The organism is Comamonas sp. 26 (assembly GCF_002754475.1).
Taxonomy (GTDB): domain Bacteria; phylum Pseudomonadota; class Gammaproteobacteria; order Burkholderiales; family Burkholderiaceae_C; genus Comamonas.
Map to the genome: position 1 here is coordinate 1688354 of NZ_PEFL01000001.1, position 18906 is coordinate 1707259.

General features: G+C 60.2%; 19 protein-coding genes and 1 tRNA gene. 10 read left to right on the top strand and 10 right to left on the bottom strand.

Features of this window, described 5'->3' with window-relative positions:
- The first annotated feature begins 8 nt into the window (after nucleotides 1-8).
- The 4 genes from hscA (at nucleotide 9) to CLU84_RS07785 (ending at nucleotide 3219) form a co-directional block, all read left to right on the top strand.
- Nucleotides 9-1871, top strand: a complete 1863-nt coding sequence (gene hscA, locus CLU84_RS07770) for a Fe-S protein assembly chaperone HscA (protein WP_099736702.1) — start codon at nucleotides 9-11, stop codon at nucleotides 1869-1871.
- A 17-nt stretch (nucleotides 1872-1888) separates the two neighbouring features.
- Complete coding sequence (fdx, locus tag CLU84_RS07775; protein ID WP_099736703.1) at nucleotides 1889-2227, top strand: ISC system 2Fe-2S type ferredoxin; 339 nt, start codon at nucleotides 1889-1891, stop codon at nucleotides 2225-2227.
- A gap of 170 nt (nucleotides 2228-2397) precedes the next feature.
- Complete coding sequence (gene dnaQ, locus CLU84_RS07780; protein ID WP_099736704.1) at nucleotides 2398-3129, top strand: DNA polymerase III subunit epsilon; 732 nt, start codon at nucleotides 2398-2400, stop codon at nucleotides 3127-3129.
- 15 nt (nucleotides 3130-3144) lie between these two features.
- A tRNA-Val gene (locus CLU84_RS07785) sits at nucleotides 3145-3219 on the top strand.
- A 330-nt stretch (nucleotides 3220-3549) separates the two neighbouring features.
- Here the strand turns inward: CLU84_RS07785 and blaOXA are convergent.
- Nucleotides 3550-4350 carry a class D beta-lactamase gene (gene blaOXA, locus CLU84_RS07790; protein ID WP_099736705.1) on the bottom strand — a complete coding sequence of 267 codons (801 nt, stop codon included), beginning with the start codon at nucleotides 4348-4350 and terminating at the stop codon, nucleotides 3550-3552.
- A 394-nt stretch (nucleotides 4351-4744) separates the two neighbouring features.
- Here blaOXA and CLU84_RS07795 point away from each other — a divergent pair, with 394 nt between their 5' ends.
- The gene (locus CLU84_RS07795; protein ID WP_099736706.1) at nucleotides 4745-5200 is read left to right on the top strand and encodes an Lrp/AsnC family transcriptional regulator; all 456 of its coding nucleotides are present in this window, start codon (nucleotides 4745-4747) and stop codon (nucleotides 5198-5200) included.
- Nucleotides 5201-5269: 69 nt separating this feature from the next.
- Here the strand turns inward: CLU84_RS07795 and phnE are convergent, their stop codons facing one another.
- The 7 genes from phnE to CLU84_RS07830 all read right to left on the bottom strand — a co-directional run bounded on the left by phnE (nucleotide 5270) and on the right by CLU84_RS07830 (nucleotide 13130).
- Nucleotides 5270-6850 (bottom strand): phosphonate ABC transporter, permease protein PhnE, encoded by a 1581-nt coding sequence (phnE, locus tag CLU84_RS07800; protein ID WP_099736707.1) that lies wholly within the window; start codon nucleotides 6848-6850, stop codon nucleotides 5270-5272.
- Entirely contained in the window at nucleotides 6841-7683 is an 843-nt protein-coding gene (locus tag CLU84_RS07805; RefSeq protein WP_099736708.1) for a phosphonate ABC transporter ATP-binding protein, read from the bottom strand. The genes phnE and CLU84_RS07805 overlap by 10 nt, the downstream gene beginning before the upstream one ends.
- A 76-nt stretch (nucleotides 7684-7759) precedes the next feature.
- Nucleotides 7760-8644 carry a putative selenate ABC transporter substrate-binding protein gene (locus CLU84_RS07810; RefSeq protein WP_099736709.1) on the bottom strand — a complete coding sequence of 295 codons (885 nt, stop codon included), beginning with the start codon at nucleotides 8642-8644 and terminating at the stop codon, nucleotides 7760-7762.
- A gap of 261 nt (nucleotides 8645-8905) precedes the next feature.
- A complete protein-coding gene (locus tag CLU84_RS07815; protein WP_099737929.1) occupies nucleotides 8906-10129 on the bottom strand; it encodes a cyanate transporter in 1224 nt (407 codons plus the stop codon).
- A 156-nt stretch (nucleotides 10130-10285) separates the two neighbouring features.
- A complete protein-coding gene (locus CLU84_RS07820; protein ID WP_099736710.1) occupies nucleotides 10286-10747 on the bottom strand; it encodes a nucleoside deaminase in 462 nt (153 codons plus the stop codon).
- A 210-nt stretch (nucleotides 10748-10957) separates the two neighbouring features.
- Nucleotides 10958-12409 carry a sensor histidine kinase gene (locus tag CLU84_RS07825; protein WP_099736711.1) on the bottom strand — a complete coding sequence of 484 codons (1452 nt, stop codon included), beginning with the start codon at nucleotides 12407-12409 and terminating at the stop codon, nucleotides 10958-10960.
- Between the two features lie 10 nt (nucleotides 12410-12419).
- Nucleotides 12420-13130: a response regulator transcription factor gene (locus CLU84_RS07830; protein ID WP_099736712.1), complete on the bottom strand. Its 711-nt coding sequence runs from the start codon at nucleotides 13128-13130 to the stop codon at nucleotides 12420-12422.
- A gap of 205 nt (nucleotides 13131-13335) precedes the next feature.
- Here CLU84_RS07830 and CLU84_RS07835 point away from each other — a divergent pair, with 205 nt between their 5' ends.
- The 3 genes from CLU84_RS07835 to CLU84_RS07845 all read left to right on the top strand — a co-directional run bounded on the left by CLU84_RS07835 (nucleotide 13336) and on the right by CLU84_RS07845 (nucleotide 16228).
- Nucleotides 13336-14364, top strand: coding sequence for an ABC transporter substrate-binding protein (locus tag CLU84_RS07835; protein ID WP_099736713.1), 1029 nt, complete (start codon nucleotides 13336-13338; stop codon nucleotides 14362-14364).
- 103 nt (nucleotides 14365-14467) lie between these two features.
- Nucleotides 14468-15277, top strand: a complete 810-nt coding sequence (locus CLU84_RS07840; protein WP_099737930.1) for an ABC transporter ATP-binding protein — start codon at nucleotides 14468-14470, stop codon at nucleotides 15275-15277.
- Nucleotides 15278-15325: 48 nt separating this feature from the next.
- Nucleotides 15326-16228 carry an ABC transporter permease gene (locus tag CLU84_RS07845; RefSeq protein ID WP_369826816.1) on the top strand — a complete coding sequence of 301 codons (903 nt, stop codon included), beginning with the start codon at nucleotides 15326-15328 and terminating at the stop codon, nucleotides 16226-16228.
- A 109-nt stretch (nucleotides 16229-16337) separates the two neighbouring features.
- Here the strand turns inward: CLU84_RS07845 and CLU84_RS07850 are convergent, their stop codons facing one another.
- Nucleotides 16338-17288, bottom strand: coding sequence for a class I SAM-dependent methyltransferase (locus tag CLU84_RS07850; RefSeq protein ID WP_099736714.1), 951 nt, complete (start codon nucleotides 17286-17288; stop codon nucleotides 16338-16340).
- 112 nt (nucleotides 17289-17400) lie between these two features.
- On the opposite strand from CLU84_RS07850, the gene CLU84_RS07855 reads away from it, so the two are divergent.
- Entirely contained in the window at nucleotides 17401-17604 is a 204-nt protein-coding gene (locus CLU84_RS07855) for a hypothetical protein (protein ID WP_099736715.1), read from the top strand.
- On the opposite strand, the gene CLU84_RS07860 is transcribed toward CLU84_RS07855, so the two are convergent.
- A complete protein-coding gene (locus CLU84_RS07860; RefSeq protein ID WP_099737932.1) occupies nucleotides 17598-17903 on the bottom strand; it encodes a hypothetical protein in 306 nt (101 codons plus the stop codon). The two genes, CLU84_RS07855 and CLU84_RS07860, sit on opposite strands and share 7 nt — an antisense overlap.
- 130 nt (nucleotides 17904-18033) lie before the next feature.
- On the opposite strand from CLU84_RS07860, the gene CLU84_RS07865 reads away from it, so the two are divergent.
- Nucleotides 18034-18774 (top strand): MGMT family protein, encoded by a 741-nt coding sequence (locus CLU84_RS07865; RefSeq protein WP_099736716.1) that lies wholly within the window; start codon nucleotides 18034-18036, stop codon nucleotides 18772-18774.
- Nucleotides 18775-18906 lie beyond the last annotated feature (132 nt).

Below are 18906 nucleotides of genomic sequence, written 5' to 3' on the forward strand. Positions count from 1 at the left end.
AGAATTTCATGGCGCTTTTGCAGATTTCCGAGCCCGGCCAATCCCCCGACCCTCATCAGCGACGCATTGCCGTAGGTATTGACCTTGGCACCACGCATTCTCTGGTCGCTTCCGTGCGCAATGGCGTGGCCGAGTGCTTGCCTGACGATCAGGGCCGCGTGCTGTTGCCATCCGTGGTGCGCTACATGGACATGGGCCGCCGCCAGATCGGTTTTGACGCCAAAGCCGCGCAGGCTGTGGATGCCGCCAACACGATCAGTTCTGCCAAGCGCTTCATGGGCCGCAGTCTGGCCGATATCGAATCGCCTGAAAACCTGCCCTACCACTTCAAGACGGATGGCGACGGCAGCGTTATTTCCATAGAGACGGTGGATGGTGCCAAGACGCCCATCGAAATCAGTGCCGAGATTCTGGCTACCTTGCGTTTTCGTGCTGAAGACACGTTTGATGACGAGCTCTACGGCGCTGTCATCACCGTGCCTGCGTACTTTGACGATGCCCAGCGTCAGGCCACAAAAGATGCGGCCAAACTGGCTGGCATCAACCTGCTGCGCTTGATTAACGAGCCCACGGCGGCTGCCATTGCCTACGGTCTGGACAATGCCGCAGAGGGCGTCTACGCTGTGTACGACCTGGGTGGCGGCACCTTTGATATTTCCGTGCTGCGACTGTCGCAAGGCGTGTTTGAAGTCATTGCCACTGGCGGTGACTCGGCACTGGGTGGCGATGACTATGACGACGCCTTGGCTGCATGGGTAGCAGAGAAGACCGGCACGCAGCTGCAAAGCGCCGCAGACAAAACCATCTGGCGCATTGCCGCGCGCCATTGCAAGCAGGCCTTGACGGATGCAGAAATCGTAGCGTTTACCGCTGATCTGTCGTCGGGTTCAGTCACTTTTGATGTCAAACGTGATGAATTCATTGCGCTGACTGCTCACTTAACAACTAAGAGCCTGTCTGCCGTGCGTCGTGCGCTCAAGGATGCCGAACTGAGCCGCGACGAAGTGCAGGGCGTGGTGATGGTCGGTGGCTCCACTCGCATGCCGCAGATCCGTCAGGCCGTGGCCGACTTCTTTGGCAGCGAGCCACTGACTAACCTCAACCCCGATGAAGTAGTGGCGCTGGGTGCTGCCATTCAGGCCAACCAGCTGGCGGGCAACAGCACTGCGGGTGATTTGCTGCTGCTGGATGTGATTCCGCTCTCGCTGGGTGTGGAGACCATGGGCGGCCTGGTCGAGCGCATCATCACACGCAACGAAACCATTCCCAGCGCACGTGCGCAGGACTTCACCACGTACAAAGACGGCCAGACCGCTCTGGCTATCCACGTAGTGCAGGGCGAGCGTGACCTGGTGGCAGACTGCCGTAGCCTGGCGCGCTTTGAGCTGCGCGGCATTCCCCCCATGGCCGCCGGTGCAGCGCGCATTCGCGTGACCTTTACGGTCGATGCCGATGGTCTGCTTGCCGTTAGCGCCAAAGAGCAACTCAGCGGCGTGGAGGCGCACATCAACGTCAAGCCATCCTATGGTCTGTCTGACGATCAGATTGCCCAGATGCTGCAAGATGGTTTCGCCACCGCCCAGCAAGACATGAAGGCCCGCGCACTGGTGGAAGCCCGTGTGGATGCCGATCGCATGATTCTGGCAACCAACAGTGCACTGGCTGCCGATGGCGATGTGCTCAGCAGCGCAGAGCGCGAGCATATTGATGCGCTGATGGCTGCCTTGCATGCCGCCGTCTCCAGCGAAGACCCTGCGGTGGTGGAAGCTGCGACACAGGCCTTGGCCAAGGGCACAGAGGCGTTTGCCGCTGAGCGCATGAACCGCAGCATCCAGAAGGCGCTGGCAGGCAAAGATTTGAACTCTATTTAATTCATAAGCAGAACAATATGCCCATCATCAAAATTCTTCCCCATGCCGAGTACTGCCCCGAAGGCAAAGAAATCGACGCACCCGTTGGCACATCGATCTGCGAAGCCATGCTGGACAACGGCGTCAATATCGAGCACGCCTGTGATATGAGCTGCGCCTGCACGACCTGTCACGTCATCATCAAGGAAGGCTTCAACTCGCTGAATGAAGCGGAAGAAGAAGAGGAAGACTTGCTGGATCGTGCCTGGGGTCTGCAGCCTCAGTCGCGCCTGTCTTGCCAGGCCATTTTGTCGCGTGAGGGTGTGACGGTGGAGATTCCTAAATACTCCATCAATCACGCCAAAGAGAACCATTAACCCCCCTGAGGCGCTTTGCGCCTTCCCCCTCTCTCGCTTCGCGGGCGGGGGGATGCTGCCATCGCTGCGGGGCGGCCCTTGCTCGGCAGCTCTGAGTTGGGACGGTGCCAGTTGTTTGGCAATGAAGGCGATGTCAGCGTCGCGGGTCGCAGGTAACAGAGAGAAAACGAATGTCGCGCCAAATTTTTCTGGATACGGAAACCACGGGTCTGTCTGCCATCGACGGCGACCGCCTGATTGAGCTTGGCTGTGTGGAAATGGTCAACCGCAAGCTCACCGGCAACAATCTGCACTTGTACTTCAATGCCGGCCGCGACAGCCATCCTGATGCCTTGCGTGTGCACGGCATCACGACAGAGTTCCTGAAAGACAAGCCGCGTTTTGCCGACAAGATTGATGAAATCTGGGACTACCTGCAAGGGGCCGAAGTCATCATTCACAATGCGCCGTTTGACTTGGGGTTTCTGAACAACGAACTCAAGCTCGCCAAGCGCCCTCCCATCAAGCAATGCATCGGCAGTGTCATCGACACCTTGGTCATGGCCAAGGAGATGTATCCAGGCAAGCGCAACTCGCTGGACTCCTTGTGCGACCGGCTGGGCGTTGACAACTCCAACCGCACGTTGCACGGCGCCTTGCTGGACTCGGAGTTACTGGCGGATGTCTATATCAACCTCACGCGTGGGCAAGAAGCCCTGCTGATGAGTGATGAGCCAGCTGATTCCCCCGCTGCAGGCGCTATCGTCATGCCTATGGTGGACCTCAGCACTTTCAAACTACCCGTGCTGCGCGCCAATGAACAGGAGCAGCAGGCGCACGACGATGTGCTCAAGCAACTGGACAAATCCAGCGGCGGCAAGACAACTTGGCGCAGCTTTGAAAATGTGAGCGCCGAAGCGTGAGAGAATAACGCTCTCGGGTGATTAGCTCAGCGGTAGAGCACTGCCTTCACACGGCAGGGGTCACAAGTTCGAACCTTGTATCACCCACCAAACATGCAACCCTCTTGGATCATTGATCTAAGAGGGTTTTTGTTTTTTGCATTTCATGGCCCATCTCATTGATGCATGGTTGGCGGGTCACTTTGTGACTCGGTGCCAATTTTGCGCCAATGAACTCCTTAAACAGAGGAAAAGATCATGGGCGAGCGCTGTGAGTGCTGGGGTCAAGTCCAAACTGAGCAGCCGCGCTTTTGTTGAGGCCTCTCGCCGATATGTTCGTATCCCGTTGAATTTACTCAGCGATTCCAGCAACCTGAACCAGTGGAAGCTACTGGTGGCTCTCAGCTAGGAGCGGACTATTTACAAGAGATGCCAATCGCTTTATGGCGCAGTAGATAGCGCGTTAATGGAGCGCAGAACGCCGCGTGTGATGCTCTGACGCTTGGCAAGGTCGTCGAGCCTGTTCGGAGTGTCGATGTTCAAGGCGAAGAAGACGGGGCCGCTGGGCCACTCGACCCAGCCAACCCACCAGCCGATTTTCCCGGTCCAGCCCGTTTTGGCACGGAGTATCCAGTCAGGGCCCGCTTCATTGACCATCACGTCCTTCACAAGCCTCTGGTGTTCAACCTGAAAAGGTAGTTGATTGCGGTAAAGCCGCTGCAGGAAAGCAATCTGCTCGAAGGATGAGATGGCGAGGTCGCCTTCAACCCAGAATGGCTTGTCGCCCGTGGCGACCGCATTGCCATATCCGATCTTGTGCATATAGGCGGTCTCACGTTCATCGCCGAGTTCCTTGGCGAAGCGTTCATATACCCAGACCGTGGAATTCCTCATCGCGGAGCGCAGATTTTGGTCCGCGTTCCACGCCGCAGCAGATCGCTTCACGCCATCCCACGGAATGAGCTGAAATTCGTCACGCAGCAGCCCTGCATCAAGCGCGAATAGACTGTGCGGAATCTTGAAGGTAGAGGCTGGCGAGTAACGTTGATGCGCACGAGATACGTTGTAGACGTGGGTCGTTTCAGATTTACCTCGGGCATCGAGAACGACGATGCTTCCTTGTGCATCGGCATCTGTAAAAAACCGAGACCATTCGGTCATTTCTTGAAACTGCGGACCAGCTATTGCTCCTTGAGCAAACCCTAGGGCCAGGGCGGATAGCACCAAACTTCGTCGATTCATGTGAGCAGTTTAAAGGTCAAGGGAGCTCGTTTTTTGGATGGCTGGCCTATGCACACTATGAAAAGCGGGCTTCGGACAGTGGCAAAAGCGTGGGCATCACCGCTGGTGTGAAGCGAGTCAGGTCATTCGCAAGTAAGTCTCTGAAAAATCAACAGGCCGCGCCACTGTGCTTAAGTGGGGCGGCCTGTTGTGTATGCGGTTAGCAGATCAACCAACCGGGGGCTGATGGTAGACAGCGCGGTATGTTGAATGGGTTTGCTGCGTCGATCAACGTGCTTCCATGGGTTCCAGTTTGCATGTTGCACTGCAGAAAAGGTTGCTTCAATTTCTGCAAATATGGCTTTGCTACAAAAAATTCTTCTGCTAAATACTGATTGGCAGTAAATTCAAGGTTATGGATACGTTGGATAAAAAGATTCTTGCTGAGCTGCAAGCCAACGCACGCGCCAGTTTGCAAGAAATTGGGGCGGCGGTGGGCCTGAGCGCATCACCTTGCTGGACACGCATTAAAAAGATGGAAGAGGCTGGCGTGATCGAGGGCTACACGGTGCGGTTGAACCCGCAGGCGCTGGGGCTGGCTGATTCGGTGCTGGTCATGGTCACGCTCGACAGCCACTCCGACAACACGCTGGAGAAATTTGGCGAGGTGCTGGCCACCATTCCCGAAGTAGTGGAGGCGCACTTGGTCTCGGGTGATTACGACTATCTGCTGCGCATTGTCGTTAAAGACACGCGAGACTACGAGCGCCTGCTGCGCGAGAAGCTCTACAAGATCAAAGGCATACGCCATAGCCAGTCCAGCTTTGTGCTGCGTACGCTGAAGCGTGCTGATCTGCCCTTGGGTGTCTGACTGAAGTACTGAGCACACCCAAGGTGCTCAGAGTATTTTTCGTAGTATCAAGGCTCGTGCTGGTGCGTCTTAGCGCATGGCCCGGCGCAGTGCTGCGCTGCTCCAGTCCACGGCAATGCTCAATAAAAGCATAGCAATAATCACTGTGCTGGCTTGCGCGTAGTGGAATAAAGACAGCTCAAAGTACAGCAACTGACCTAGCCCTCCAGCACCCACAAAGCCCAGAATGGCGGCCATGCGGATATTCATCTCCCAGCGGTATAGCGTGTAGGCCAGCAACTGCGGTGCCGCGCCGGGGAAAGTGCCGTAGCAAAACGCCAGCAAGCGGCTGCTGCCGGACAGGCGCAGCGCATGGGCGGGCGCTGCGGGGGCATTTTGCAGCGACTCTGCATATAGCCGTCCCAGCACGCCGGTGGTGTGCAGGGCGAGGGCCAGCGCACCGGCAAACGGCCCCAGACCCACGGCCAGCGCGGTGATGGTGGCCCAGACCAGTTCAGGCACGGAGCGCAGCACGTTCAGCACCGCATTCCATGGCGCACGCCAGCGCGGCAGGGACAGCAGCAGGCCGGCCACGGCGGCCAGCAGCGTGCCGATGATGGAAATCGCTAGCGTCTCCCACACGCCTTTCAGCACTTTCAGCAGCCAGGGCTGGCTCAGGTCCGGCGGGAAGAAGCCGCGCACAAACTCGCCCATGCTGTTGGCGGCGTCTTGCGTGAACAAGGCCGGTAAATCCATATCCAGCAGGCGCAGACTGCTCAGCAGGCCTGCGAAAGCTGCTATCAAAAATGCTGAAGTGCGCCAGCCAAAGGGCAGGGCGCGGGCGGCAGGTGCCGTATCCAGCGCACGGCGCAGCCACCACGACAGCAGATCGGCAGCGGCTACCAGCACCATGAAGGCCAGCAGGATGCTGGCCGCCTCGCCGCCGTTGAGCATCTTCATGGCCTGGTCCATGAGCTGGCCCAGACCGCCTGCGCCCACAAAGCCCATGACCACCGAGGCGCGAATCGCGCATTCCCAGCGGTACACGGTGTAGGACGTTAATTCTTTGGCCGCCTGCGGCAGCAAGCCATAGAGCAGGGCTTGCAAGCGCCCTGTGCCGCTGGCACGCAGGGCGCGGGCAGGGGCGGGGTCGGTGGATTCCAGAATTTCGGCATAAACCTTGGCCAGCATGCCGCCATAGGTCAGTCCTAGCGCCAGCACGCCAGCAGCGGGGCCGAGGCCAAACACGCGCACAAAGACCAGCGCCCAGACCAGCTCCGGTATGCCCCGCAAGATGGTGAGCACGCCACGGGCAATGGGGTTGAGTGTGACCCGCTCACGCGCTGCGCCACTCGATAGATAGGACATGGGCACGGCAATGACAAAGGCCAACACCATGCCTGCCGTGGCAATGGCCAGGGTCTCCAGCGTGGCCTGGCCCAGATAGCCGAGGAACTCGCTGCCTGTTTCGGGTGGCAGAAAGCCTGCGAGAAAGCCGCCAATCACCTTGAGATTGTTGGCGTCAAAAAAGGGTTCCAGCGAAAAGCCCGAGGTCTGCAGCATGGGCCACAGCACGATCAGCGCGACGACCAGCCAAGTCAGGCGGCCACGTGCAGCGGGGTCGCGCATCGAAGTCTGTGCAACCCGAGTCGGCACAGCGCTTACCGGCATGCGATCACCTGAACGGGAGTAGCGGCGCCCGGTTCAATGCTGGGGGCCGCCGGCAGATTGTGCAGTGTGGGCAGGGCCACAGCACTGCCATCGGCATTGGCGTACAGGGCTTGCAGCAGCGTGTCGGTGACCTGGGCGGCGGGCAGGTCAAAGGCCACACGCCCATCGCGTATGCCGACGATGCGAGCAAAGTGGCCCAGTGCCAGATCGACGGCGTGAAGGCTGGCCACCAGCGTGGCATTGCGAGCGGCGGCTTCTTGCACCAGCAGTTGCACGGTGGCCTGGGACAAGGCGGGGTCGAGGGCGGAGACCGGTTCGTCCGCCAGAATCAGCTCGGCCTGCTGGTAGAGCACGCGGGCAATGCCCACGCGCTGCAGCTGCCCGCCGGAGAGCTGGTCGCAGCGGGCAAAGAGTTTGTCTTCCAGCTGCACGCGGGCTAGCGCATCGCGTGCGCCGGGCAGGTCTTGCGGGTAGGCAAGCGATGCCAGCGCCTTCCACAGCGGCCATTGCCCCAGCTTGCCTGCCAGCACGGCGGTCACCACGCGCTGGCGCATGGGGATGGGCGCGCTTTGGTGCACGGTGCCGATGCGGCTGCGCAGCGCTTTCAGGGCGCTGACCGATGAATGGGCGGACGCGACATGGCCCAGCACCTGCATGCGGCCTGCTGTGGGCAGGTGGCTGGTGCCAAGGGTGTTGAGCAGCGATGTTTTGCCCGCGCCCGAGGGGCCGATGAGCGCAATGCTTTCGCCCTGCGTGGCAGACAAATGAATATGGGACAGGGCAACAAAGCCGTTGCCGTGGGTCAGGCCCACGTCGTCCAGCATGAAGCTCATGAGACGAATACTCTAAAAATAGTAGCTGCCAGCGCTTTATTTATAAGCGCTGGCAGTCAAAAAGGCCTGAAGTTTTTTACTTCAGCAGACCTGCCGACTTGCCGGCGGCTTCAATACCGTCGTAGTTCTTGGACTCGGTCGCCACGAACTTGGATGCGCGCTGCAGGTCCATGATGGCCTTGTGCTCGGGCTTGGAAGGGTCCAGCGCCAGGAAGGCGTCTTTCAGCTTCTTGATGATGGCGGGGTCCAGATCACCGCGCACCGTCCAGTTGTAGTCAAAGTAGGTGGGGGTGGTGGCAAACACGCGGACCTTGCTGGTGTCGACCTTTTTGGACTCGACCAGCTTGTCCCACACGGAGGTGTTCAGCACGCCGGCATCGGCCTTGCCTGCGGCCACGAAGGCTACGGTCGCATCGTGCGCGCCGGAGTAGGCCACGGTCTTGAAGTCTTTTTCAGGGTTCAGGCCGTCTTGCTGCAGGAAGAAGCGGGGCATCAGGCTGCCCGAGGTGGAAGATGGTGCGCCAAAGGCGAAGGTCTTGCCCTTGAGGTCAGCTAAGGTCTTGATGGCAGGGTCTGCCGTGATGAACTTGCTGGTGAAGACCGCATCTTCCGCACGCTGCACGATAGGGATGGCCGTGCCGTTGGTGCGGATCTTGGCCTGCACATAGGTGAAGCCGCCCAGCCATGCCAGATCCAGCTTCTTGGTGGCCAGAGATTCGACCACGGCGGCGTAGTCGGAGACGGGGGTGAACACCACCTTCATGCCGGTGGCTTGCGAGAGGTACTCGCCCAGGGGCTTGAACTTGCGCTGCAGCTCGGTGGGGGCTTCATCGGGGATGGCCGAGACGCGGAGCACGGCGGGGGTGTCGGCGTGGGCGCTGAAAGTTGCCAGAGAAGAAGCGGCCATAGCTGCCACGGCCAAGCCGCGCAGCGCCCTGCGGCGAGCGAAAGATTGCGTCATTGAAGTGTTCCGTTCAAAAAGCCACCGCCGTCCGGTTACACGGCGGTTTAATAGGCCCAAGCCTTGCTTGTGGCGAATGAAAGACCATAGGCAGTACACCGACTGCTGGGCTCATTGTTACGTATTTGCTAAAACCACGGTGCACTCTTTACTTAGATTGAATAGCAAAAAACCCCGTAAAGACGGGGCTTTGAGCGCAAGCAGCTACTCGGCTTAATGCTTTTTTGCTGAAGACTAAGTGAGTCGCCGCTGCAGCCGCCATCAAGGCTGGCGCATCTCCCGCGCATAGTGCTTGGGGTTGAACTGCGCCACCATCAGGCACACCAGGGCGGCAATGCCGGCGTGATAAAGCCAGCCCACCGTCCAGCTGCCGCTGAGCTGCTGCAGTTGCGCCACGATCCATGGGGCAAGTGCCGCCAGAATAAAGCCGCCGCCCTGCATCAGCGCATTGAGAGCGCCTGCCTGGGTGGGAGATGGCAGATGGTCCAGCGCCACCAGCATGTAGAGCGAGAAGCAGCCGCCCAGACCAATGCCCAGAATCACAATGCTGAGCGTGGGGGCTGCCGTAGGCCACAACGCCATCAGCGTAAAGCCGACGGCTTGCAGCAGCAGGGCCACGATGATCCAGAGGCGGCGGTCTGCGCTGCGCGCCGCCAGCGCGGGCATGGTCAGGGCGGATGCGGCCTGAGCCACTGAAAGAATAGCCACCAGTGAGCCGCTTTGCGTAGCCGTCCAGCCATGGGTTTGATAAAAGGGTGCCAGCCACGCAACGGTGGAGGCATAGCCGCCATTCATCAGGCCAAAGCTCAGCACCAGCAGCCAGGTGCGGCGGCGACGCATAAGCCATGCGGTGTCGTTGGAGACGGGTTGGCTATGTTTTGCAGCCGTCGCAGGCAGGGGCAAGCCGATGCGGCCCAGCGCATAAAAGGCCAGCGGCAGGGCGATGACCACGGGAACGGCCCACATGGCCAGTGAGGCTTGCCAGCTCATGCCCCATTGAATGGCCAGCGGCGAGAGCTGCGCTCCAAAGGCACCGCCGCCCATCAGTGCTGCGGAGTACAGGCCCATCATGAAGGGCACGTTATGCGGCGACTGACGCTTGATCAGACCCGGCAAAATGCTTTGCACCAATGCCACGCCCGCGCCACACAGGCCTGCTGTGGCAATCAGCACCATGCTGCTGGCGCCGGCGATACGTAGCGCGCAGCCCAGAGCAATCAGCACCAGCGCGCTGACGATGGCTTGGCGCGCCCCCAGCCGCTGCAGGGCCGTGGGCGCAAGCCAGCCGCCCAGCCCCATCAGCACCATGGGCAGCAGCGTGAGCCAGGAGAAGGCACGCAAATCCATGCCTGTGGCGTTCTGTATGACTGGGCCCAGCGGGCCGGGAGCCGAGAGAAATGGACGCAGATTGATGGTGATGAGCACCACCACGGTCAGCCACAGCAGTGGCGAGACGCGTTGAGGATATGAGGACGATGCAGTCATGAAAATTCCGGCCCGGCCGCTGCGCTTGTGAAGTGACAAGGCTGCGATCAAAGGGCTTGCTGGCTTGTTGTATTCGTTTGTATGCCGAGGCACTGCGTGCTTGTAGCCGCTGCGCAGTGCATCCATGTCTTGCCCGCTGCGGGGCATCAGCCTGTTTCAGGCGCAGGGCCAGGCGGCATCGCCGTACAGCTGCTCTGGGCTGATTCCTGTGTCAATACGGATGATGGGCAAGGGCGGTGGTGTCAGCGACAGGCGCAGGCGCTGATAAGTGCCTTCGCTGGACACGCCGTAAGGCGCTGCATCGTTGTTGTCGAAGGCATAAAACACCTGCTCGGCACCATTCATGACCAGCGCCGCCAAGCACATGGGGCAGGGGTGACCACTGGCGTAGATGGAGAGGCCTGCGAGGCTGGGATTGGCGCGCTTTTGCGTGCCCGCGCGAATGGCTTCCATCTCCGCATGGGTGCTGGGATCATTGCTGGCAACGATGTTGTTGACGCCCTGGGCAATGATCTGCCCGTCTTTGGCAAGGATGGCGCCGAAGGGACGGCCACCGTTCAAGCGATTTTCATGCGCCAGGTCAACGGCTTGACGCATGAGGTCTATGTGAGATGTCATTGCAATGGAAAGAGAACTCCAAATGCCGCGAAGGAGTGCATTTGAATGTCATAGGGTAATTCGATCAGGTGTTCTTCAGAATACACCTGTGATGGGGTTTACAAGCGCATGCCGGGCACAAAGCTCATTTGTGCTGAGCAGCACATTGGGTGCGTGTCTAGGGGTTCTTCGGTATTGGGCTGGAGTCCTCGGAAGGTACCGATGCGTTGCTCAAGTTGCTGCGGGGCGCGTGTGAAAGGCCACTGTAATGCGCAGCCCCGGCCGGCCTTCCTCGCTGGGCATTGGCTGGCCAGACTCCAGCGAAATGGTCGCCTGGCAGCTGCGCGCCACTTCCTGCACGATGGCGAGGCCAAGGCCCGTTCCTTGGGTATCGGTGGCAATGCGGTAAAAACGCTCGAACACTTGGTCCCGGCTTTGTGCAGGGATGCCAGGGCCATTGTCTTCCACAAACAAAGCCACGTTCGCCTCCGATGCCCGCAGCCCCAGCGTGACCCGGCCTTGGTCGGGCGTGTAGCGAATCGCGTTGTCCAGCAGATTGGCTATCAGTTCTGGCAGCAAATGGGTGGCTGCGGTAATGGTATAGGGCGCCGTACCAGCATCGCTGCTGTGTCGCGCCTCCCAGCCCAGGTCGATGGATTTATGCTCGGCCGCCGGGGCAAAATTTTCCAGCGCCTGCAGGCATAGGGACTGTAAATCTACGCTCACAGCTTGCTGCGAGGCGACTGCCTGTTCGGCCTGGGCCAGCAGCAGCAACTGGTGGGTGATATTGACCAACTGCTGGTTGCTGCGCTGCAGCCGTTGCCACAGGGCGGCTTGCTGCTGCGATGGCAACTGGCTGAGCTGCGCGGCATCGGGTGTTAGCGTGTTGGCCTGAATGGCCAGCGGTGTGCGCAGCTGGTGGGCCGCGTCCGAAATGAACTGGCGCTGGCGAGCCACCTGGGCGCGGATGGTACGGGCGAACTGATTGACGGTCTCGGCCAGCGGGCGCAGCTCTTGTTGCAGAGGGCGGGCGTCGAGGTGAAAGTCCAGGTCTTGCAGGGCTTGGGGCTGGTTTTGCCGCTGGGCCAACTGCTGAGTCATGGCCAGCAGGGGGCGCAGCTCCAGCGTCAGCGCCGTGGCGCTGACCAGTACGGCCAGGGCCAGTGCCCACAGCAAATACTCCAGCGTAGGCAGCCACAGGCTTTGCAGCATGGCGTCTCGGCTGTGCGTGGTTTTGCCGACGATGATGGTAATGGGGCGAGCGCCCGCCACATCAAACATGGCGCGGCGCGTGATGACGGCGCGGATAGCCTGCCCCTGCCAGCTGGCGTCATACCACTGGGCGGCATCGCTGCCCTCCAGGCTCAATGGCGTGGGTTGCGGGAAGTCCGGCTGGCCGGCCAGCAATTGGCCCTGGTCGTCGGTGACGCTCAGGTAGATTTGGTCGTGCTGGGGTGACATGAACAGCGACAGCGCAGAGGGCGGCACGCTGGCATGGATATCGCTGCCTTCCCAGATCAGGCGGTCTGCCAGGTTCTTGGCCGACGATAGCAGGTCATGGTCTTGCACATAGTCGGCCACCTCTTCGGCATGTTCATGGCTGAAATACGCGCACACGGCCACCAGTGCGGCCAGGGGCAGCAGCAGCCACAGAGCAAGGCGGGCACGCAGACTGTTGAGCATGGGAGAAGATTCAGGAGGTTGGGTGCGTGGACGATATATCGCCTTCGCTCGTCGCCAGCTTTTGCTTGAGCAGATAGCCCACGCCGCGCAGCGTCATGATGGTCGCGTCGCTGGGCTCCAATTTTTTGCGCAGGCGGTGCACATACAGCTCCAGCGCGTCTTCGCTGGCGTCCTCGTCCATGCCGTAGACGGCATCCAGCAGCTTGGTTTTGGAGACCGCGCTACCATGCGCCAGCATCAGCGCTTCCAGAACGCCGCGCTCGCGCGGGGGCAGGGCCAGCTCTTCGCCCTGCACGGCAAACAAGCGCGTGCGCAAATCCAGTTGCAGATTGCCGCAGCGCACCAGGTTCTCGCGCCCGGGCCTCTGGCGCCGTGCAATGGCCTGCATGCGCGCCAGCAGCTCGCGCACTTCCACGGGTTTGACGAGGTAGTCGTCGGCGCCGATTTCCAGGCAGATCACCTTCTGGTCCAGCGAATCCGAGGCCGTGAGCACGATGACGGGCAGGGCGTCGCCACGCTCACGCAGGCGCCGTAGCAGTGCCTTGCCGCTGAGCTGGGGCAGATTCAAATCCAGCAGCAGCAGGTCATAGTGCGACTGCTGCAGCAACTGATCGGCAGCGTCGCCACGCTCGGCCAGGTCCACCACAAAACTGTGGGCACGCAGCAATTCGGCCAGGGACTGGGCCAGCTCATGGTTGTCTTCGACCAAAAGAATCTTCATAAGCCCCCAGCGTAAAGCCTGGGCACAGCGCGGCGCCATGGTGGAAAAGCGTCCTCGGGATAACCCCTAAAAATATTGCAGTGCAGCGAAAGCGGACCGAAAGCGCATGTTTTTTACAGTGGACGCATCGAAGACGAGAAGGCCCTGCGCAAGCGGTGCCTGTCACCTCGTCGATCAGATGCCACCACTTTCAGGAGACAGAACCATGACTTTGAATGCTTGCTCCCGCCGCAGCATATTGGCCTCGGCGGTATCGGCCGCCGCGCTTTCCCTGTGCGCCGGCTTGCCCGCTGCCCATGCCGCCGACAGTGACACGGTCACCATCATGGTGGGCGGCATCAACAAGATCATTTACTTGCCGGCCAAGCTGACCGAGGCCCTGGGCTACTTCAAGGACGAAGGCCTGAAGGTGGAGCTGCAGTCCCAGCCCGCCGGCGTGGACGCGGAGAATCAACTGATCGCCGGTGCCGTGCAAGGCGTAGTGGGCTTTTATGACCACACCATCGATCTGCAAGCCAAGGGCAAGGAGATCGAAGCCATTGCCGTATTTGGCAAAGTGCCCGGCGAGGTGGAGCTGGTCTCGGCCAAGGCCGCTCCGACCTTCAAGACCATGGCCGACGCCAAGGGCAAGACTCTGGGCGTGACGGGTCTGGGTTCATCCACCGAGTTTCTGACCCGCTATCTGGCCGACCGGGCCGGTGTGGCTTCCAAAGACTACTCGCTGTTGCCTGTGGGAGCGGGCAGCTCCTTTATCGCGGGCATGAAGCAAGACCGCATTCAGGCTGGCATGACGACCGAGCCCACAGTCTCGCAGATGCTCAAGACCGGCGAAGCCAAGGTGCTGGTGGACTTGCGGGCGGAAGAAGGCACGCGCGCTGCGCTGGGCGGTCTCTACCCCGCTGCCAGCCTCTATGTGCGCAATGAATGGGCGGCTTCGCACAAGGATCAGGCCACCAAATTGGCCCACGCCTTTGCCAAGACCATGGCCTATATCCAGACCCATAGCGCCGAGCAGATTGCCGAGCTAGTGCCCAAGGATTACTACGGTGCCGACAAGCCCTTGTATGTGGAAGCGCTCAAGGCCTCGCTGCCCATGTTCACCAAGGACGGTGCCATGCCTGCTGGCGGACCGGAGACCGTGCTCAAGGTGCTCTCTGCCTATAAGCCCCAGGTCAAGAGCGCACACATCGACCTGGGCAAGACCTATAGCAATGCCTACCTGACGGGCAAATGAATTCTGACCCCAATCATGCCTGGGCCGCCGCATATGCGGACCGGGTGCAAGGAGTGCATCCATGTCTTTATCCGTGAACACCGCAGGCATTGAGCAGAAATTCATGCCAAATCAGGCTTTGGCGAATGCTGCATCAGCGCAAGCTGCTATTGAGTTTGATGATGTCTCGCTGCGCTTTATCTCGCCAGACGGCACGGCGACGCTGGCGCTGCGTAACTTTTCCATGAGCGTGGCTAGGGGCGAGTTCATTGCCATCGTTGGCCCTACAGGCAGTGGCAAATCGACCACGCTGAATCTGGTCACCGGCCTGCTGCAAGCCACCGTGGGCCAGGTGCGAGTGATGGGAAAGCCCGTGGACGGCATTGATCCGCGCATCGGCTTTGTGTTCCAGGCCGATGCAGTCTTTCCCTGGAAATCGGTGCGCGACAATGTGGCCGCCGGCCCCATCTTTCGTGGTACACCCAAGGCCCAGGCAATGACGCTGGCCGATGAATGGATTCACCGCGTAGGCCTGGCCAACTTTGGCAACCACTACCCGCACCAGCTCTCGGGTGGTATGCGCAAACGGGTGGCTCTGGCCCAGACCTTCATCAACAAGCCCGAAATTTTGCTCATGGACGAGCCGTTCTCGGCTCTGGACATGCAGACCCGCACGCTGATGCAGGACGAGCTGCTGCGCCTATGGTCGGGCACCGGTGGCTCGGTGGTGTTTGTGACCCACGACCTGGAAGAAGCCATTGCCCTGGCCGACCGCGTGTTCGTGCTCACGGCCCGGCCGGCCACACTCAAGCGTGTCTACGACATCGACCTGCCGCGCCCCCGGGTGATGAGCCAGGTGCGCTATGACCCGCACTTTATCGACCTGTCCAAGCGCATATGGGATGACTTGCGCGAAGAGGTTGTGATTCAGTAACGGCGCCCTAGTCAGCACCGCGCGTCATTCGATATTCAGGAGAACACCATGTCTGCAATGGTTTTGAACACCACGCCGGAAAAGTCTCCGGCACTGGACGCCGCCCTGGCCGTGCCCAACGCGGTCAGCGATGCCGCATTGGCCCAGGAATCCACCGTGGCCCAGGCCGCGCTCAAGCGGCGCAAGTCCCTGATCATTGCCCTGCGGCTGGCAGTGCTGGTCATCGTGCTGGGCGGTTGGGAGCTGTCGGCGCGCATGAAGTGGATTGACCCGTTTTTCTATTCCATGCCCAGCATGATCTGGAACCAGATTGTGGAGTGGCTGCGCGACGGAACCTCCCAGGGCCCGCTGTGGCAGCAGGTGCTGGTCACGCTCGAAGAAACGGTGATCGGCTTCTTGATCGGTGCCGTGGCCGGCGTGATCTGCGGCATCGTACTGGGCCGCAACAAGCTGCTGTCTGATGTGTTCAGCATCTATATCCAGATCGCCAACTCCATTCCCCGCGTGGTGCTGGGTTCGGTGTTCGTGATTGCGCTGGGTCTGGGCATGGCATCCAAGGTGGCGCTGGCCGTGGTCATGGTGTTCTTTGTGGTGTTTGCCAACGCCTTCCAGGGCGTGCGGGAAGCCGACAAATACATGATTGCCAATGCCCAGATTTTGGGAGCCTCGCCACGCCAGGTGACGATGTCGGTGGTGATTCCTTCGGCCATGTCCTGGATTCTGGCCAGTCTGCATGTGAGCTTTGGCTTTGCGCTGGTTGGTGCCGTGGTGGGCGAGTTTCTGGGCGCCAAAGAGGGCATTGGCCTGCTGATTTCCACGGCACAGGGCGCATTCAACGCCAGCGGCGTGTTCGCCGCCATGATCGTGCTGGCAGTCGTGGCCCTGGCAGCCGACTTCTTGCTGACCCGGCTTGAAAAACGCCTGCTCAAGTGGCGGCCCGCAGCGTTTTGATTCGCTGCGTCCATCTCTCTTCCTTTGGCCATCGCTTGCGGTGGCTTTTTTGCAGAGTCTTTTAAATGGATAGCTGGCTGCGCATGCCAGAAAATCGCAGCAAGGGAATTTAGCTTGAGGTTTCCAGTGCTGGTGCGCGGTACACCAACACCTTCAGGCTGCACTCTTCGTTCACGTCGGCAAACACGGGCGGGTTTGCCAGACGCTCCACAAACTTCAGCTCGGGCGCGATTTCGGTCATCTGCTCGCGCAGGAAGGCGGTTCCTAGCTCGGGGGCGTTCAGGCACAACAGCACATGCCCTTCGGGTGCCAGCAGATCGGGCAGGCGGCGCATCAGGCGGGCGTAGTCCTTGGTGGCGATAAAGCTGCCTTTTTGGTAGCTGGGTGGGTCCACCACAATCAGGTCATACAGGCCGCCACGGGTGATCTTGCCCCAACTGCTGAAGATGTCATGCGCCGCAAAGCTGGCTCCAGCCTTGACGCCGTTGATCTGGTGGTTGTGCTGGCCGGTGGCCAGCGCGGTCTTGCTCATGTCCATATTGAGCACCTGACCGGCACCGGCCAGTTTGGCGACGACGGAGAAAGCGCAGGTGTAGGCAAACAGGTTAAGCACCTTCATGCGCTCTGGCTGGGTGTGGGCCAGCACCTGCTGGCGCACCCATTCGCGGCCAGCGGCCATGTCGAGGAACAGGCCGTGGTTTTGTCCGCGCGAGATATGGATGAGGTATTTGGCGCCGTTTTCGGTCACCACATGTGGCTCGGGCAGCTCGCCGCTCATGACACGTGTTTCGACCCTGCCGCCGCTTTCGCGGGTCTGGAAGGCCCAGATCAGCGGCTGGTCTGCAGGGGCAATTTGCTGCCAGCGCTGCTCAAGTGCCTGACCAATGACGGCCAGTTGTGCCTCATCCATGGGTGCAAAGCTGGTCAGCACTATGACGGGCGGGAACGCATCCAGAGAGATTTGTTCGCAGCCCGGATAAAGCCCGCCCCGACCGTGAAAGATGCGCTGGGCATCGGTGCAATAGGGCATCTGGGCAATGGCGGCTAGCAGGGCTTGCATGGAATAAGACTTGGCGTATTGATCACTAAAGGGCGCCAGTGTATGCAGTTCAGCGCGCCTGGGCGTGTTGCTGAGTCATTCCTGTTGCTCAATCCAGACTCGCCAAAGCTCAATGACGTTGGAAGTACGCCGCAGCGTTACCAGGCAACTGCCCATCGAGTCCCTTCTTGAAGGCGAGTTGCTCGCGCATGGAACTGCCCCACTGGCTTCCTGCAAAAAGCCTCAGCGTGTGGTTTATGTGCAGGAAGTGGCCAAGACGGCGGCAGGCAAGTTCAACCGCCGGGTGATGAGAGAGCGGCTCAAGCAGGCTCAGTGATAAACACGCCGCACATCAAAAAAGCAGCTTTCAGTGCCACCAATACCTTGCAGACCGGCTTCTGCGGCGGCACGGGCGGCTTTCATCCAGCGGCCAAACATAAGTTTGGCTTCTTCGCTGATTTCATCGGGTGGTGTGTCCTCCAGCCCTTGAACCAGAGAAAGCGCCTCGTTGACCTGATCTTCCCCCCCGAGCTGGCGTGTCAGTACGCGGGCGTAGCGAGCTTCGGCTTGTTGGCGCTTGTCTTCGGGCAGTTCTGGGTAGTCGCAGAGGGAGACGGTGAAGTGGGCTTCTTGCATGTCCATATATCCACAGTGTTTAGGCTGTTTAAATATACAGCAAACAACTGTTTTTGTATCCAGTGACTATAAAATTTTTGCACTGCTGCCAGTGGGTGATGGTCAATGCGCACCGCGTAGACTGGTCTGCATGGATCAAGTCGCTCCCTTGCCTTTCTTTGCCCATGCCTTGTTTGTCACGCGTATTGGCGTGTGCGGTATGGCCTGGAATGCTCACGCTATTACGGCAGTGCAATTGCCGGAAGCGAGCTGCGCCGAAACACGCGAGCGCATGCTGCTGGGCCTGCACAAACGCCATGCGCTGCAGCCTGAGCGCGGGCCAGCGTCTTATGGCGCGCTCACATCCCCATCAGAGGTGCCGATGTTTGCGTTGCAGGCCATGTCGGGTGTGCAGCGCTTGCTGGCAGGAACAAACGCCGTGCTTGAGAGGGACTGGGTTGATGTGTCCGCTGAAGATGCCTCTGTGGGTGTCTTGGGTGATATGCGCGATGTGTACCAGCCTTGCGCGGCAGATCTGGCTCAGGCCAATGGCCTCACGGCCTTGCCTGCACTGGAGCAGATTGCGCTTGATGAATTCGCAGTGCCTGAGTTTCATTCGCGGGTCTATGCCTTTACGCGTGCGCTTAAGCCGGGGCAGACCGCCACTTATGGTGAGGTGGCCACGGCTTTGGGCGCTCCTGGCGCTGCGCGGGCCGTGGGGCAGGCGCTGGGGGCCAATCCGTTTGCGCCGATTGTTCCCTGCCATCGCGTGCTGGCGGCGGGTGGCAAGCCCGGAGGCTTTTCAGGCGGGCAGGGGGCCTTGACCAAGCTGCGCATGCTGGAGATTGAAGGCGGTGCCTGGGGCGGCACGCTGTCCTTGTTTGCGGATTGAGCAGCGTGTTGCCACCTGCGGGACAGCACCGACACGCAGGTGACAAGTGCGCGCTTTTGCCGCCCGCACAATCCATTCAGCCACCCATGCAGCCATAGAGCGCATTGGTCTTAGTTTTTGATTCTTGATAAC

Coding starts and splice junctions, on each gene's coding strand:
- hscA (WP_099736702.1), top strand. CDS start 9: ATGGCGCTTTTGCAGATTTCCGAGCCCGGCCAATCCCCCGACCCTCAT.
- fdx (WP_099736703.1), top strand. CDS start 1,889: ATGCCCATCATCAAAATTCTTCCCCATGCCGAGTACTGCCCCGAAGGC.
- dnaQ (WP_099736704.1), top strand. CDS start 2,398: ATGTCGCGCCAAATTTTTCTGGATACGGAAACCACGGGTCTGTCTGCC.
- blaOXA (WP_099736705.1), bottom strand. CDS start 4,350: ATGAATCGACGAAGTTTGGTGCTATCCGCCCTGGCCCTAGGGTTTGCT.
- CLU84_RS07795 (WP_099736706.1), top strand. CDS start 4,745: ATGGATACGTTGGATAAAAAGATTCTTGCTGAGCTGCAAGCCAACGCA.
- phnE (WP_099736707.1), bottom strand. CDS start 6,850: ATGCCGGTAAGCGCTGTGCCGACTCGGGTTGCACAGACTTCGATGCGC.
- CLU84_RS07805 (WP_099736708.1), bottom strand. CDS start 7,683: ATGAGCTTCATGCTGGACGACGTGGGCCTGACCCACGGCAACGGCTTT.
- CLU84_RS07810 (WP_099736709.1), bottom strand. CDS start 8,644: ATGACGCAATCTTTCGCTCGCCGCAGGGCGCTGCGCGGCTTGGCCGTG.
- CLU84_RS07815 (WP_099737929.1), bottom strand. CDS start 10,129: ATGACTGCATCGTCCTCATATCCTCAACGCGTCTCGCCACTGCTGTGG.
- CLU84_RS07820 (WP_099736710.1), bottom strand. CDS start 10,747: ATGACATCTCACATAGACCTCATGCGTCAAGCCGTTGACCTGGCGCAT.
- CLU84_RS07825 (WP_099736711.1), bottom strand. CDS start 12,409: ATGCTCAACAGTCTGCGTGCCCGCCTTGCTCTGTGGCTGCTGCTGCCC.
- CLU84_RS07830 (WP_099736712.1), bottom strand. CDS start 13,130: ATGAAGATTCTTTTGGTCGAAGACAACCATGAGCTGGCCCAGTCCCTG.
- CLU84_RS07835 (WP_099736713.1), top strand. CDS start 13,336: ATGACTTTGAATGCTTGCTCCCGCCGCAGCATATTGGCCTCGGCGGTA.
- CLU84_RS07840 (WP_099737930.1), top strand. CDS start 14,468: ATGCCAAATCAGGCTTTGGCGAATGCTGCATCAGCGCAAGCTGCTATT.
- CLU84_RS07845 (WP_369826816.1), top strand. CDS start 15,326: ATGTCTGCAATGGTTTTGAACACCACGCCGGAAAAGTCTCCGGCACTG.
- CLU84_RS07850 (WP_099736714.1), bottom strand. CDS start 17,288: ATGCAAGCCCTGCTAGCCGCCATTGCCCAGATGCCCTATTGCACCGAT.
- CLU84_RS07855 (WP_099736715.1), top strand. CDS start 17,401: ATGACGTTGGAAGTACGCCGCAGCGTTACCAGGCAACTGCCCATCGAG.
- CLU84_RS07860 (WP_099737932.1), bottom strand. CDS start 17,903: ATGCAAGAAGCCCACTTCACCGTCTCCCTCTGCGACTACCCAGAACTG.
- CLU84_RS07865 (WP_099736716.1), top strand. CDS start 18,034: ATGGATCAAGTCGCTCCCTTGCCTTTCTTTGCCCATGCCTTGTTTGTC.